Source organism: Enterobacter wuhouensis (assembly GCF_004331265.1).
GTDB classification, from domain to species: domain Bacteria; phylum Pseudomonadota; class Gammaproteobacteria; order Enterobacterales; family Enterobacteriaceae; genus Enterobacter; species Enterobacter wuhouensis.
Map to the genome: position 1 here is coordinate 264,400 of NZ_SJOO01000004.1, position 13,782 is coordinate 278,181.

Sequence of the window (13,782 nt, forward strand, 5' to 3'; positions counted from 1 at the left end):
CCTGTTAACTTCCTATAAAGTTTATCTGATAATTACAATTCAATTTTTTTGCTTTCACTATCCCAGAACAACACCTATTTATCTGTTTTAATTAAATATTATTAAAAAAGCACGAATATGACATCACAATCCTGGCGGTCTTTGGTCAATAGCAAATATCAATTATCTTTACGTTTATTTCTTTTTCTGAACGCAATATCTGCGCTGTTCTCGGTAACAAACCCGCTCTATTCCGTGCGCGTATTATCTGTTCCGCTGTTTGCCGTGTTTACGCTAAGTGCGGGCCTGCTCATCTGGCACGGAAAGGACGGCACGCGAAAAATAAATATTCCCATCGTTTCGGCCATCTTCGGTATTTTATGGGCCTGGCAGATCGCCTCTAAATTCTCGTTAATTACTCACGATCGGGCGACATATTTGAACATGGCGCTGTTGACGGTGCTCTTTATTGGTTCGCTGGCGTTTGCCAGCAATATCAAAGCCTTCACGCTGCATTCACTGCCTGCATTTATTGTTTGCCTGTGGCTCGGCGATCCGGATAGCTGGTTAAGGATGATCTACTCTTTTGCGCTTCCCGTGGTGGCGATTGGCATTCATCACGTCCTGCAAAGACGCAACGACCGGTTCGCACAGGAGTTGCTCTCCCGCCTGCTGGAAGAACGAGAAACGCTTACCGACCTCAGCATGATGGACCCGCTTACCGGCCTTTATAATCGCCGCGGCCTGCAGAGTCGGCTGGATAACCTGCCAACGGTGGAGAACGGCGAGCACTTTGTGCTGCTGCTGGATATTGACCATTTCAAAGCGTACAACGACCACTACGGCCATATGATGGGGGATCAGGCGTTGATCCGCGTCTCTGCCGCCATTCGGGATGCCGTCCGTTCGCGTGATATCGTTGCGCGCTTCGGCGGCGAAGAGTTTATGGTGCTGCTGACGAATATCTCGCTGGAACATGCCCGCCAGACCGCAGAGCAGATCCGGCAGAAAGTGTATGATTTGAAAATCCCACATATGTTCAACGAAAGCGTCGCGACCAACGTCACCATCAGCATCGGCATCGCGATTTACGAGGGTGACGACGTTGAGCGTGCGCTGGAAAAAGCTGATAAAGCCCTCTACGAAGCGAAGCATATGGGACGCAACAGCATCCTGCTCAGCGACGAATTGCAGGCGATATAAACGCAGCGTCATGCATCAGGGACAAAAGGCTTGCTATCGAAATGAGCAATAGTTAGGATTGGCAATCATTATCATTTAGATTTCTATCCAAACTATGGCCACACGTACCGTACAAGCCGTTGAACCTCTCCTCTGGCGAGCCAGTCTCTCCACGGGGAACGTTACGCTTGCGGACGCCATTCGCGACAAGATTGCAGAAACCCGAGCCCATCTGCTGGATTTTATCAAGCTTGATGAAGCTCACCCGCACGCTGCGATGACGCTTTCCCAATGGCAGCGTTCTACAGAACTGCAGTCGCTGCTGGCCACCTATTCAGACCACATCTATCGCAACCAGCCGACGCTTGCGCGGGAAAATAAACCGCTGATCTCGCTTTGGGCACAGTGGTATATCGGCTTGATGGTTCCTCCCCTCATGCTGGCCTTGTTAACCCAGAACAGCATGCTGGATCTCTCGCCGGATTATTTTCACGTCGAATTTCATGAAACCGGGCGCGCAGCCTGCTTCTGGATTGACTTACACGAAGACCGGGACGCCAGCCTGCTTTCTGCTCAGGAACGTATGGAGCGACTCGTTACCCACGCGCTGGTTCCCGTAGTTGACGCGCTGGAAGCGACGGGAGAGATAAACGGTAAGCTTATCTGGAGCAATACCGGATATTTGATCCACTGGTATCTGACGGAGATGAAACCGCTGCTGGGCGATGAGAAGGTTGATGCGCTGCGCCAGTCCTGTTTCTTCGCAAAACAGCTTTCGGATGGGCGGGATAACCCCTTATTCCGTACCGTCGTCCCGCGTGACGGCCTTCTGGTGCGCCGTACCTGCTGTCAGCGCTATCGCCTGCCGGACGTGCAGCAGTGCGGGGATTGCACGCTGAAGTAGTGCCGTTAATTGCCCGGTGGCGCTTCGCTTGCCGGGCCTACAAACACTGGCCCGGCCTGATGCCCTCACCCTGTCCCTCTCCTACAGGGAGAGAGAACAAACACTAAAAACGGCAACATGAGTTGCCGTTTTGCTTTTACCTAGGCTACCTGCTGATTTTCCTCTTCCGCGTTACGCTGCGCTTCTTCCGCTTCCTGCTCCAGCAGCTGCTTCTCGTACACTTTAAAGAACGGGAAGTAGATTATTGCCGACACGCAGGCCAGAACCACCACCAGAATAGCCGCACGGAAATCCCAGCCCAGCGCCCACGCTGCGCCTATCGGAGCCGGTGCCGTCCACGGCACAACGGAGATCACGCGACCAATCAGATCCAGCTTCATCACTCCCCATGCCAGCACGGCGTTAACCATTGGCGCCAGCAGGAACGGAATAAAGAATACCGGGTTCATTACAATCGGCGTACCAAAGATGACGGGTTCGTTGATGTTAAAGAAGCTTGGTACCACGCTCAGACGGCCTATCGAACGCAGATGAGCAGAGCGGCTGCGCAGGTAGCAGATCACTAGCCCCATCGTCGCCCCCGAACCACCGATAACAATGAAGAATGTCCAGAATGCTTCCATAAAGATGTGCGGCAGCGGCTGGCTGGCAGCCAGCGCGGTCTGGTTTGCGCCGAGGTTAGTCAGCCAGAACATCTGCAGCATGCCGGAGACAATTGCCGCCCCGTGGATCCCCGCGAACCACAGCAAATGACCAATCAGCACGGCCAGCAGGATCGCAGGCAGCGAGTCCGCAGCGGATACCAGTGGTTTGAATACCGACATAATCGCCTGCGGGATCAGCATGCCAAACTGAGACTGAATCAGCAGGCTCAGCGGATAAAGCGTCAACACCACCACCAGCACCGGGATCAGCAGATCAAAAGAGTTTTTGATCATCGGCGGAACCTGGTCCGGTAGCCGAATACCGATGTTGTGCGCTTTCAGAAAACGCATCATCTCTACGCAATAGATCGCAACCAAAATCGCGGTAAAGATCCCCGTCCCGCCCAGGCTGTCTACCGGCAAAGCGCCTTTTGTTTTCGGCGCGGCGACCAGCAGAAATGCCATCAGCGACAGCATGGCGCACATGAAGGGATCGAGCTGATGCGACTTCACATAATGTTTGCCAAGGTTATAGGCGATAGCCGCACAAATATAAATGGACATGATGCCCATCGTCATATCAAACGGCGTCAGGATCTGGCCCTCAAATTGCTTCGCCATATCCAGCCAGGCGCGGGCAAAGCCCCAGGTAGTATCGGGCGAGAAAGGAGGGTAAGCAAACACCAACAGGAACGAGCCCACAATCATAAACGGCATCGCGGAGATGAACCCATCGCGGATTGCCATAACATGACGCTGGGAGGAGATCCGCCCGGCAATCGGGCTGACGTAATTCTCAACAAAACGAAATATCAGATTAAACGCAGCATGGTTGGCAGACATAGCAGATCTCCTGTCAGACGTTCGTTACAGGCGTTTTCACGCCACACGTTGTTCCATAAATCAGCTTCACAACCTTGCTGGCTCGTGTACCAGCGGTACTGCTCAGACGGAATGGTTTCATAATTTGCTCTTATTATTGGATACAGGGGACGTTACGTACTCAGTATTAATCGGCGCATCACGCTCTGCAACCGGTTACTGTAACCGGTTTCTGTGAATGTGAAGGCGATCCAGAAATCGGCGGAGCGGGATATTTGTTACCGAAGAGATATTTACAGAGCATAATTTCTTATGACAGATTACGCAGGATATTTGTCAGGAGGAAACAATGAGTTTGCAGTCTGTACAGCAGTTTTTTACCGACAACGCGCCGGACATTGAAATTATTGAGCTTAGTCAGAGTACCGCAACCGTTGCGCTGGCCGCTGCCGCTCATTGCGTTGAGCCAGGGCAAATAGCAAAGACGCTGTCACTTAAGGTCAAAAATGAGGTTATCCTGGTGGTCGCGAAGGGCGATGCGCGTCTGGATAACAAAAAACTGAAAGATACCTTTGGTGCAAAAGCCCGCATGCTGAGCAGCGATGAGGTAGTGACCATTACCGGCCATCCTGTCGGCGGCGTCTGCCCGTTCGGACTGGAAAACCCGCTTTCGGTATTTTGCGACATCTCTCTGAAACAGTACGCTGAGGTGCTGCCTGCAGCAGGCGCCATTCACAGTGCCGTTCGCATTTCACCGGATCGGATGGCGGAGCTGACGTCCGCCAGGTGGGTAGATGTCTGTATTTGATTGAAGCGCCAGACCTGGCTGGCGCATCAACGCGAGGCTAGAGGAATGCTGGCGTGCTTAACAAGGGAGCACGCGACTCTCTTGTCGGAAGGTGCGTAATAATATCCGCCGCGTCGAGTAGCCCGACGTCAGAATTTACCCCCAGTTTGACCATCGCATTAAACTTATGTGCCCGGATAGTCTTAATGTTACGCTCAAGCTGTGCAGCAATTTCGGGGATGGAGTAGCCCGAAGACATATAACGCAATATCGCCCGCTCTGTGGGGCTTAACATCCTGTTCTGGTTCACATACAGATGGTTCAGCATATTGTCGTTTATTCGAAGCGTCTCACTCAGCAATGCCACCATCTCTTCCTGTAAGTGATCAAGCGACACCGATTTACTGATAATGCCGTGCAGGCGCGAAGGCGAAAGATGGCTTATCAACCGCGCTTCCACTTCATCAGACGCCAACACAATGCGCTGAATATCCCCATGCGTAAATGCCAGGTCTCGCAGGTAGGCCAAACAGTTTCTCCGTTCCTGACGCGAATCGGACAGTGAATAGATCACCGAGAAAAACGAGATGTGAGGAAGTACCGCCTTGAAGCTATCGAACTGAGTAAACAGGTGCAGCTTGTAATGACTCAGCTTTGGCATAGCAAAGAGGTGCTGCAGCCCTACGGCACTCATAGCGCAATTTTCGATGACGGCGATATGTCTTGTTGAATCGGTTTTTTCCATTCCTCGTACTCTCCATAGGCTGAGATTAAGCTCAGTTCTCTCATTCCCTGTGTACTGCTGATCCAGGCATACATATCGGCATTACTTCGTAGCGATAACCGGCGCATCGCGCTGTTTTTTTGCGCACTGATCGTTTTGTTGCTCTTCTTAAGCAAGGTGGCAATTTGGTTAATTCCCCACCCTTTACCCAGCAGGCGCAACACCTTGCGTTCGGACTGTGTAAGCGCAATAAAATGCTCGCTCTCATCCTCAGAGTTTTGGGGCTCTGGCTGCAGTAACGTCTGGCTGATACGCTCAGCCCGCTCGCTCCCTGCGCGAATAGCGTTAATCACGCCTTCTATTGGCTCCATATCCGAAAGTAACGTACTTTCCGGGCGCATGAGTAGCTCAACGGCAATGGGATAAAGGGGGCGAGAAACTAAAAATATCCAGTGAATATCACGGTATTGATTCAATAAACCATAATACTCTTCGAGCGTGCCCCGCGGGTTCCGGTAATCACCAGAAACATCCGCAATGATTACCTCAGCGCGGCGCAGCTGAAGCAAGGTTAACTCTTGTAACGAGCGGCAATAGCTCAATTCAAACTCAGGAAAATGGCGCGACATAACACCACCCAACCCGTTTTGCATAACGGGTATCCTGCTGATCACCACTCCGTGTTTACCATTCGCTGGCAACATAGACCCTCCGTGTCCATTTTTAATTTATTCAGTAGCCTTCTAATACTTCAAGGCGTAATGTGTTTTTGTCCCTGGGAGTAAACCGATTAATTCAAGCTGAAAATAAGATTATTTAATGATTTAAGAATCGCCCAAAACAGGCTTAATATCTCATAAAGGACAATTAATTTTAATTCAAACTACCTTAAAAGAATGAAAATATAAATTTAGAAAAACTTAATAAAAATTATATATATTTAGAACTTAAAAATTCACAAGGTTGATAATTAAAAAGGCTATCACCGCCAGCCAGGCTGCTGCTGTTTGCACAAATCTTGATCTGACCCAGAGCAACGGACACCGGACTTTGTGTTAAAAGTAAACATTACGGGCCATCAGGCAAGCCATCCATCTTCTTTCAGGGCAAGACATGCAGGCAGAACGGTCAATGCAGCGTGCAGCAACGCGGCTATGTATTCAGTGCGGGCTTTTTCTGCTCCAGCATGGGGCCGAAAGCGCGCTCGTCGAAGAGCTTTCTACACGGCTGGGGCTGGCGCTGGGTATGGATAGCGTCGAAAGCGCCATCTCATCAAACGCCATTGTGCTAACCACGATTAAAGAGGGCCAGTGCCTGACCTCCACGCGCAAGAATCACGATCGTGGCATCAATATGCACGTAGTGACCGAGGTGCAACATATTGTCATTCTGGCCGAACATAAACTTCTCGACCTCAAAGAAATTGAAAAGCGCTTTAATCAAATCAAACCATTGCGCTATCCGCGCTGGCTGGTCGTGCTTATGGTGGGGCTGTCGTGCGCCTGCTTTTGCAAGCTCAATCAGGGCGGCTGGGACGGCGCTGTCATTACCTTTTTCGCCAGCAGCATCGCCATGTATGTTCGCCAGATGCTGACGCACCGACAGCTGCACCCGCAGATCAACTTCTGTATTACCGCCTTTGTGGCGACCACGGTTTCTGGCCTGCTCTTGCGCCTGCCGCAGTTTGCCAATACGCCAACCGTGGCCATGGCCGCCAGCGTGCTCCTGCTGGTGCCGGGCTTCCCGCTGATTAACGCCGTTGCCGACATGTTCAAAGGGCACATTAACACCGGCCTGGCGCGCTGGGCGATTGCCAGCCTGCTGACGCTGGCAACCTGTATCGGCGTGGTTATGGCGATGACGCTGTGGGGGTTACGCGGATGGGCATAGTGGAATTTCTGTTTGCACTGGCGCAGGACATGGCTCTGGCCGCCATTCCCGCCGTCGGTTTTGCGATGGTCTTCAACGTGCCGCAGCGCGCGCTTCCGTGGTGTGCTCTGCTGGGCGCGATTGGCCACGGATCGCGAATGGTCATGATGACCGCCGGCTTTAACATCGAATGGTCGACATTTATGGCCTCCATGCTGGTCGGGAGTATTGGCATCCAGTGGTCGCGCTGGTATCTGGCGCACCCAAAGGTGTTTACCGTCGCCGCCGTTATTCCCATGTTTCCGGGGATCTCAGCCTATACGGCGATGATTTCCGCGGTGAAAATCAGCCATTTCGGCTACAGTGAGCCGCAAATGATCCTCCTGCTGAGCAATTTTTTAAAAGCCTCATCCATTGTCGGCGCGCTCTCTATCGGGCTGTCGATCCCCGGCTTATGGTTATACCGTAAACGCCCGCGCGTTTGATATTTAACGACGCCGGGGATAATCTCCCCCATTCCGTTTGGTGACGATAAGGAAAGGATGTGGCTAACCCTGGCAGCGAACTCCCCGACCACAATGAAGGCTCCAGCCTGAAAGAGACCATTTTCCAGAGCGCTATCGCCCTGTTTGCCGAATACGGGCTGAACGGCGCGCGCATGGAGCAAATAGCCGAGAAAGCAGGCACCACCAAACGGATGGTGGTGTACCACTTTAAGAATAAAGAAAACCTCTATCTGCTGGCGCTGGAGTATGTGTATACCCAAATCCGCGCCAGTGAAAAACAGCTAAGCCTGGCAGGAATGCCACCCGTCGAAGCGCTGGTGCATCTGGTGGAAGCCACGTTTGACTACCACGCCGATCACCCTGACTACATCCGCATCATCTGCATGGAGAACATGCAGCGCGGCCGCTTTATGCAGCAGTCCAGCTATCTGCGCCAGGTGAACCGCAGCGCGCTTGAACTGCTCGAAGATATCCTGCAGCGTGGGAAAGAAAAACAGCTGTTTAACCAAACGGTGGATGCCCGCGATCTCCACCGCCTAATCAGCAGCTTTAGCTTCCACTACGTGGCCAACAGCTACACCTTTACGCTGCTGTTTGAAGAGGGTGCGGATGAGCAGGCGCAACGTCAGCACTACCGGAAAATGGCGGTCCAGGTGGCACTCCGCTACACCTGCCCATAAAATAGCTTGCAATTATATCGTGCACTATCTATATTCATTCCATGAACGCAAAAACAAACGACACCAACGCGGCGCTTCTGCTGGATAACCAGCTCTGTTTTGCCCTCTACTCGGCAAACCTGGCGCTTAACAAGCTGTACCGGCAGCTGCTGGCACCGCTGAACCTGACCTATCCGCAATACCTGGTCATGCTGGTGCTGTGGGAGCAGGATGACGTGACGGTGTCGGACATTGGTGAACGGCTGTTTCTGGACTCCGCCACGCTGACGCCGCTGTTAAAGCGTCTGGAAAGCGCAGGGCTGATCGCCCGCCACCGCTCCCGTAAGGACGAACGTCAGGTCGCGGTCACCCTTACCGATGCGGGGCGTGCCCTTCAGCAGCAGGCGACGGGCATTCCGCACGCCGTGGGATGTGCAGCCCAGTGCGATACCGACACGATGCTGACACTCAAGCAGCAGCTCGAACATTTGCGTCACCAGCTTCACCGCGCGTAAAGCTATACTTTACGCGTTATTATTATCCATAAACATCGCGCGCTATTTAATAGCACGCATAAAAGTAAGATGAGGAACCTGCCATGTCTTTAGAAAAAGTTGTTTACACCGCCAAAGCAAAAGCAACCGGAGGCCGTGATGGCCGCGCCACCTCTTCCGATGGCGTACTGGACGTTAAGCTGGGCGTGCCGAAGGAGATGGGCGGCATGGGTGGCGACGTCACCAACCCGGAACAGCTGTTTGCTGCCGGCTACTCCGCCTGCTTCCTGGGTGCCATGAAGTTTGTGGCGGCTCGCGACAAATTCTCCCTGCCAAAAGACGCGTTTATCGAAGGCGAAGTGGGTATCGGCCCGCTGCCAACCGGTTTTGGTATCGAAGCGAAGCTGAACATTCACGTGGAAGGGATGGACGCAGCCGAAGCGAAAAAGCTGGTGGATGCGGCACACATCGTTTGCCCGTACTCCAACGCCACCCGCGGCAATATCGACGTGACGCTGAACATCATCGCGTGATAAATGCCTGATGGCGCTGTGCTTATCAGGCCTACAATTGTAGCCCCGGTAAGCGCAGCGTCACCGGGGAAATCCCCTCCATTCCCTCCTCCTCTCTGTGCTACCATAAGCCGATATCACGCCCGTAGTAACCCAGTAGAGAAAGCATTATGTCCTCCAGAATCCTGACCACCAGCATTGCTGGCATTGATGCCTTTATGCGCGACCCTCGCGGTGTGTTGACCCACGCCGAAGGCGGTACGCTCGCGGTATTTGCCGACAACGCGCCGGCGTTTTACGCGATCACGCCCGAGCGTCTGGCACAGCTTCTGGATATCGAGGCGCGGCTGTCGCGTCCGGCAAGCGACGTCACGCTGGATAACCAGTTCTTTGACGAGCCGGGTAGCGCGCCCGTCGCCGTGCCAATGGGCAAATTCCCGATGTACGCAGGCTGGCAGCCGGACGCCGATTTCCAGCGCCAGGCGGCGCTGTGGGGCATTGCGCTCGCGCAGCCGGTCACCCCCGAAGAGCTGGCGGCCTTCACCGCTTACTGGCAGGCGGAAGGGAAAGTGTTCCACCACGTTCAGTGGCAGCAAAAGCTCGCGCGCAGCATTCAAATCAACCGCGCCAGCAACAACGGCCAGCCCAAGCGCGATATCAACGCGTTTTCAGAACCGGATAAACAGATCCCTAACGGATTCCGAGGTGCGAAATGAAAAACGTCGGCGACCTGATGAAACGTCTGCAAAAAATGATGCCAGCCAACGTGAAGCCCGCGTTCACTACCGGTGAGGAGCTGCTGGCGTGGCAAAAAGAACAGGGCGAGATCCGTGCCGCCGCCCTTGCCCGTGAAAACCGGGCGATGAAAATGCAGCGCACCTTTAACCGTTCGGGCATTCGACCGCTGCATCAGAACTGTTCCTTCGACAACTATAGGGTCGAATCGCAGGGACAGATGAACGCCCTCAGCCAGGCCCGCCAGTACGTAGATGAGTTCGACGGCAATATCGCCAGCTTTATCTTCAGCGGCAAGCCCGGCACCGGCAAAAACCACCTCGCAGCCGCTATCTGCAACGAGCTGCTCCTGCGCGGGAAATCGGTGCTGATCATCACCGTGGCCGATATCATGTCCGCCATGAAAGACACCTTCAGCAACCGCGAAACCAGCGAAGAACAGCTGCTTAACGACCTGAGCAACGTCGACCTGCTGGTCATCGACGAGATCGGCGTGCAGACCGAATCCCGCTACGAAAAAGTGATCATCAACCAGATCGTCGATCGGCGCTCCTCGTCGAAACGCCCCACCGGCATGCTGACGAACCACAATATCGACGAGATGACCCGTCTGCTGGGAGAGCGCGTGATGGATCGCATGAAGCTCGGCAACAGCCTGTACGTTATCTTCGACTGGGACAGCTATCGCAGCCGCGTCACCGGCAAAGAGTATTAAGAAAGTTCCAGGAATCGCGCGCGGCGCGGAGGTATATACTGGAACCACTTCCGGCCCAAAACGGACCTTATTGAGTAAGCCATGATGAAAAAACAGTTACTTATCAGCACACTTTTCGGCGCACTGCTGGCAACCAGCGCGGCGCAGGCGGCCTCCTGGCAGGAGTCGCTTTCCAGCGCAGCAAGCGAATTAACCAAAGAGAGCGGCAGTTCTCAGGGTGGGCTGTCGGCTTCCTCCCTTACCAGCCTGCTGGGTAACAGCTCCCAGAGCCTGAGCGCGGGCACAATGAACAACGCGGCGGGCATTCTGGAATACTGCGCGAAGCAGAAGCTGGCCTCCGTGACCGATACCCAGAACATCAAAAATCAGGTGCTGGGTAAGCTGGGTCTGGATACGCAGGAACAAAAAGCGGATACCAATTACATGGACGGTATTCAGGGCCTGCTCAACGCGCAAAATGGCCAGCAGCTTAACCTGAGCACGCTCGGCAACTCCTCTCTGGCGAAACAGGTGAAAACCAAAGCCTGCGATCTGGTGCTGAAACAAGGCGTTAATTTCCTCTCCTGATCCTCCCCATTTTTTGCCACAACACGCCGCGTTTATTGCGATAGTCTTGCAACGCGGCGTGAGAGGCGTGTTTTACCCCCCTGCCACCCTCTCAGCCTGTGCATGCCAGGATGCGACCGCCTTCAAAAAATCGATTTTATAAACCAAATCCTAACAACTGCACACTTTTGTGACGCTAAAATTGCAGCTAAACGACATCGCCATTACATTGTGTTACCCAAAAAATAATCAGTAGCCAGCTAACCGTCTGGCGTCATGAGGATATGCTGTTGTCAGAATTAATGTCCCTTATCCTTTTTCTGGCTTCCATCGGCGTTTACGCCTGGAAAGCCGGCCGTAACACCTGGTGGTTTGTCGCCACGCTGGTGGTACTCGGCATTTTTATTGTTTTAAACATTACCCTGTACGCCAGCGATTACTTCACCGGAGACGGTATTAACGATGCGGTGCTCTATACCCTCACCAACAGCCTGACGGGTGCAGGAGTTAGTAAGTACATACTTCCTGGCCTGGGACTTGTCGTGGCGCTGGTCGCTATTTTTGGCACGCTTGCCTGGGTGCTACGCCGCCGCCGTCATCATCCACATCATCACGGCTACAGCCTGCTGGCGCTGTTCCTGGCGCTGGCGTCCGTTGATGCCAGCCCGGCATTCCACCAGATCACCGAGCTGGTCAAATCCCAGTCGCGCGACGGCGACCCCGATTTCACGGCGTACTACAAAGAGCCGGCGAAGAAGATAGATAACCCGAAGCTCAACCTGGTCTATATCTACGGCGAGAGCCTGGAGCGCACCTATTTTGATAACGATGCTTTCCCGAACCTGACGCCCGATCTCGGCGCGCTGAAAGACCAGGGTCTCGACTTTAGCAAGACCATGCAGTTACCGGGTACCGATTACACCATCGCCGGCATGGTCGCCTCCCAGTGCGGTATCCCGCTGTTCGCGCCGTTTGAAGGCAACGCATCGGCGTCGATGTCGAGCTTCTTCCCGCAGAATATCTGCCTCGGCGATATCCTGAAAAACTCCGGCTACGAAAACTACTTTATGCAGGGCGCAAACCTGCGCTTTGCCGGCAAAGATGTGTTCCTGAAATCCCATGGATTTGACCATCTTTACGGCTCGGAAGAGTTAAAAACCACGGTTGCAGACCCCGCGTATCGTAACGACTGGGGCTTCTACGACGATACCGTGCTGGATGAAACCTGGAAAAAATTTGAAGAGCTGTCCCGCGCGGGCAAGCGTTTCTCCCTCTTTGCCCTGACCGTCGATACCCACCATCCGGACGGATTCGTCTCGCGCACCTGTAAGCGCAAAAACTACGACATCAAAGGTAAAAGCAATAAATCCTTCAGCGCCGTGACCTGCAGTCAGGAGCATATCGCCGCGCTCATTGAGAAAATCAAAGCCTCGCCGTATTTCAAAAACACGGTGATTGTCGTCTCGTCTGACCATCTGGCGATGAAAAACAGCGCCTGGGATGAACTAAACAAACTGGACCGCAGCAATCTGTTCTTCGTCATGCGCGGCGACAAGCCCCAGCAGGAGGTCATTGCCACCAAGCGTAACTCGATGGATAACGGCGCAACGGTGCTGGATATTCTGGGGGGCGACAACTTTATTGGCCTTGGCCGCAGCACGCTGTCAGGGCAGTCCCTGTCGGAAGTGTTCCTCAACATGAAGGAGAAAATCCTCGCGTGGAAGCCGGACATCATCCGCCTGTGGAACTTCCCGAAAGAGATGAAGGATTTCACCATCGATCGGGATAAAAACACGATCGCCTTCTCCGGCAGCCATTTCCGCCTGCCGCTGCTGCTGCGCGTATCCGACAACCGCGTCGAACCCCTGCCAGAGAGTGAATACTCTGCCCCGCTGCGCTTCCAGCTGGCCGATTTCGCCCCGCGCGATAACTTTGTCTGGATCGACAAGTGCTACAAAATGGGCCAGCTCTGGTCGCAGCCGCTGTCGCTCTCAACCGACTGGTGCGTCTCTCAGGGCCAACTCGGCGGGGAACAGACCGTTCAGCACGTCGACAGCGCGCAGTGGAAGGGTAAAACCGCGTTTAAGGATACGGTTATCGACACCGCTCGCTACCAGCGCAACGTCGATCTGCTGAAAATCGTCGACAACGATATCCGCTACAAGGCCGACAGCTTCATCTTCAACGTGGCCGGCGCGCCGGAAGAGGTTAAGCAGTTTAGCGGCATCTCTCGTCCTGAGTCCTGGGGACGCTGGTCGAACGCGCAGCTGGGTAACGAGGTGAAAATTGAGTACACCCACCCTCTGCCGGAAAAATTCGATCTGGTGATCACCGCCAGGGCCTATGGGCCAAACGCCAACCGGCCTATTCCGGTACGCGTCGGTGATAAAGAGCAGACGCTGACGCTTGGAAACGACGTCTCCACCACCACGCTGCATTTCGATAACCCGTCGCGCAGCAATACCCTGGTGATTGTGCCGCCCGATCCGCAGTCTTCCAACGAAGGCAATATTCTCGGTCACTCCCCGCGCCAGCTTGGCATCGGCATGGTCGAAATCAAAATCGTTAACAGCGAAAGCTAATCCCTCCGCCCGGCGTCCTGCCGGGCGAATTTTATAAAATATATAAACCTTTAATTCATTTATAAACCAGATTAAATCACCATATTTAATCTGGTTTTATCTATAAATATTCTTAATGAAGC

General features: G+C 53.6%; 15 protein-coding genes. 12 read left to right on the forward strand and 3 right to left on the reverse strand.

What is annotated here, in order from left to right:
* Positions 1–117: 117 nt before the first annotated feature.
* Positions 118–1,182 (forward strand): GGDEF domain-containing protein, encoded by a 1,065-nt coding sequence (locus E0L20_RS11320; RefSeq protein WP_131634048.1) that lies wholly within the window; start codon positions 118–120, stop codon positions 1,180–1,182.
* Between the two features lie 94 nt (positions 1,183–1,276).
* Positions 1,277–2,065 carry a siderophore-iron reductase FhuF gene (gene fhuF / locus E0L20_RS11325; RefSeq protein WP_131634049.1) on the forward strand — a complete coding sequence of 263 codons (789 nt, stop codon included), beginning with the start codon at positions 1,277–1,279 and terminating at the stop codon, positions 2,063–2,065.
* A 140-nt stretch (positions 2,066–2,205) separates the two neighbouring features.
* Here the strand turns inward: fhuF and E0L20_RS11330 are convergent, their stop codons facing one another.
* Positions 2,206–3,552: a PTS sugar transporter subunit IIC gene (locus tag E0L20_RS11330; protein WP_131634050.1), complete on the reverse strand. Its 1,347-nt coding sequence runs from the start codon at positions 3,550–3,552 to the stop codon at positions 2,206–2,208.
* Between the two features lie 328 nt (positions 3,553–3,880).
* Here E0L20_RS11330 and E0L20_RS11335 point away from each other — a divergent pair, with 328 nt between their 5' ends.
* On the forward strand, positions 3,881–4,339 hold the full coding sequence (locus tag E0L20_RS11335; protein WP_131634051.1) for a YbaK/EbsC family protein: 459 nt from the start codon (positions 3,881–3,883) through the stop codon (positions 4,337–4,339).
* Positions 4,340–4,376: 37 nt separating this feature from the next.
* Here the strand turns inward: E0L20_RS11335 and bglJ are convergent, their stop codons facing one another.
* Together bglJ and E0L20_RS11345 are read right to left on the reverse strand one after the other, a co-directional pair.
* Positions 4,377–5,012, reverse strand: a complete 636-nt coding sequence (gene bglJ, locus E0L20_RS11340) for a DNA-binding transcriptional activator BglJ (protein ID WP_131634230.1) — start codon at positions 5,010–5,012, stop codon at positions 4,377–4,379.
* Positions 5,009–5,746, reverse strand: a complete 738-nt coding sequence (locus tag E0L20_RS11345) for a helix-turn-helix transcriptional regulator (RefSeq protein WP_131634052.1) — start codon at positions 5,744–5,746, stop codon at positions 5,009–5,011. The genes bglJ and E0L20_RS11345 overlap by 4 nt, the downstream gene beginning before the upstream one ends.
* A 409-nt stretch (positions 5,747–6,155) precedes the next feature.
* Here E0L20_RS11345 and E0L20_RS11350 point away from each other — a divergent pair, with 409 nt between their 5' ends.
* From E0L20_RS11350 to opgB, 9 genes are all read left to right on the forward strand, one after another.
* On the forward strand, positions 6,156–6,932 hold the full coding sequence (locus E0L20_RS11350; RefSeq protein ID WP_131634053.1) for a threonine/serine exporter family protein: 777 nt from the start codon (positions 6,156–6,158) through the stop codon (positions 6,930–6,932).
* Positions 6,923–7,396: a threonine/serine exporter gene (locus E0L20_RS11355; RefSeq protein WP_131634054.1), complete on the forward strand. Its 474-nt coding sequence runs from the start codon at positions 6,923–6,925 to the stop codon at positions 7,394–7,396. The genes E0L20_RS11350 and E0L20_RS11355 overlap by 10 nt, the downstream gene beginning before the upstream one ends.
* Before the next feature lie 59 nt (positions 7,397–7,455).
* Positions 7,456–8,097 carry a TetR family transcriptional regulator gene (locus E0L20_RS11360; RefSeq protein ID WP_131634055.1) on the forward strand — a complete coding sequence of 214 codons (642 nt, stop codon included), beginning with the start codon at positions 7,456–7,458 and terminating at the stop codon, positions 8,095–8,097.
* 41 nt (positions 8,098–8,138) lie between these two features.
* Entirely contained in the window at positions 8,139–8,591 is a 453-nt protein-coding gene (locus tag E0L20_RS11365) for a MarR family winged helix-turn-helix transcriptional regulator (RefSeq protein WP_131634056.1), read from the forward strand.
* An 83-nt stretch (positions 8,592–8,674) separates the two neighbouring features.
* Positions 8,675–9,103, forward strand: a complete 429-nt coding sequence (locus E0L20_RS11370; protein ID WP_119935649.1) for an organic hydroperoxide resistance protein — start codon at positions 8,675–8,677, stop codon at positions 9,101–9,103.
* A gap of 149 nt (positions 9,104–9,252) precedes the next feature.
* Entirely contained in the window at positions 9,253–9,798 is a 546-nt protein-coding gene (gene dnaT, locus E0L20_RS11375) for a primosomal protein DnaT (RefSeq protein WP_131634057.1), read from the forward strand.
* Entirely contained in the window at positions 9,795–10,532 is a 738-nt protein-coding gene (gene dnaC, locus E0L20_RS11380) for a replicative helicase loader DnaC (protein WP_131634058.1), read from the forward strand. The genes dnaT and dnaC overlap by 4 nt, the downstream gene beginning before the upstream one ends.
* A gap of 84 nt (positions 10,533–10,616) precedes the next feature.
* A complete protein-coding gene (locus E0L20_RS11385) occupies positions 10,617–11,099 on the forward strand; it encodes a YjjA family protein (RefSeq protein ID WP_131634231.1) in 483 nt (160 codons plus the stop codon).
* Between the two features lie 269 nt (positions 11,100–11,368).
* Positions 11,369–13,660 carry a phosphatidylglycerol--membrane-oligosaccharide glycerophosphotransferase gene (gene opgB, locus E0L20_RS11390; RefSeq protein ID WP_131634059.1) on the forward strand — a complete coding sequence of 764 codons (2,292 nt, stop codon included), beginning with the start codon at positions 11,369–11,371 and terminating at the stop codon, positions 13,658–13,660.
* Positions 13,661–13,782: the final 122 nt, after the last annotated feature.

What these genes read in the sequence shown, in the direction of transcription:
- E0L20_RS11320 (WP_131634048.1), top strand. Translation starts at nt 118, where the DNA reads ATGACATCACAATCCTGGCGGTCTTTGGTCAATAGCAAATATCAATTA.
- fhuF (WP_131634049.1), top strand. Translation starts at nt 1,277, where the DNA reads ATGGCCACACGTACCGTACAAGCCGTTGAACCTCTCCTCTGGCGAGCC.
- E0L20_RS11330 (WP_131634050.1), bottom strand. Translation starts at nt 3,552, where the DNA reads ATGTCTGCCAACCATGCTGCGTTTAATCTGATATTTCGTTTTGTTGAG.
- E0L20_RS11335 (WP_131634051.1), top strand. Translation starts at nt 3,881, where the DNA reads ATGAGTTTGCAGTCTGTACAGCAGTTTTTTACCGACAACGCGCCGGAC.
- bglJ (WP_131634230.1), bottom strand. Translation starts at nt 5,012, where the DNA reads ATGAGTGCCGTAGGGCTGCAGCACCTCTTTGCTATGCCAAAGCTGAGT.
- E0L20_RS11345 (WP_131634052.1), bottom strand. Translation starts at nt 5,746, where the DNA reads ATGTTGCCAGCGAATGGTAAACACGGAGTGGTGATCAGCAGGATACCC.
- E0L20_RS11350 (WP_131634053.1), top strand. Translation starts at nt 6,156, where the DNA reads ATGCAGGCAGAACGGTCAATGCAGCGTGCAGCAACGCGGCTATGTATT.
- E0L20_RS11355 (WP_131634054.1), top strand. Translation starts at nt 6,923, where the DNA reads ATGGGCATAGTGGAATTTCTGTTTGCACTGGCGCAGGACATGGCTCTG.
- E0L20_RS11365 (WP_131634056.1), top strand. Translation starts at nt 8,139, where the DNA reads ATGAACGCAAAAACAAACGACACCAACGCGGCGCTTCTGCTGGATAAC.
- E0L20_RS11370 (WP_119935649.1), top strand. Translation starts at nt 8,675, where the DNA reads ATGTCTTTAGAAAAAGTTGTTTACACCGCCAAAGCAAAAGCAACCGGA.
- dnaT (WP_131634057.1), top strand. Translation starts at nt 9,253, where the DNA reads ATGTCCTCCAGAATCCTGACCACCAGCATTGCTGGCATTGATGCCTTT.
- dnaC (WP_131634058.1), top strand. Translation starts at nt 9,795, where the DNA reads ATGAAAAACGTCGGCGACCTGATGAAACGTCTGCAAAAAATGATGCCA.
- E0L20_RS11385 (WP_131634231.1), top strand. Translation starts at nt 10,617, where the DNA reads ATGAAAAAACAGTTACTTATCAGCACACTTTTCGGCGCACTGCTGGCA.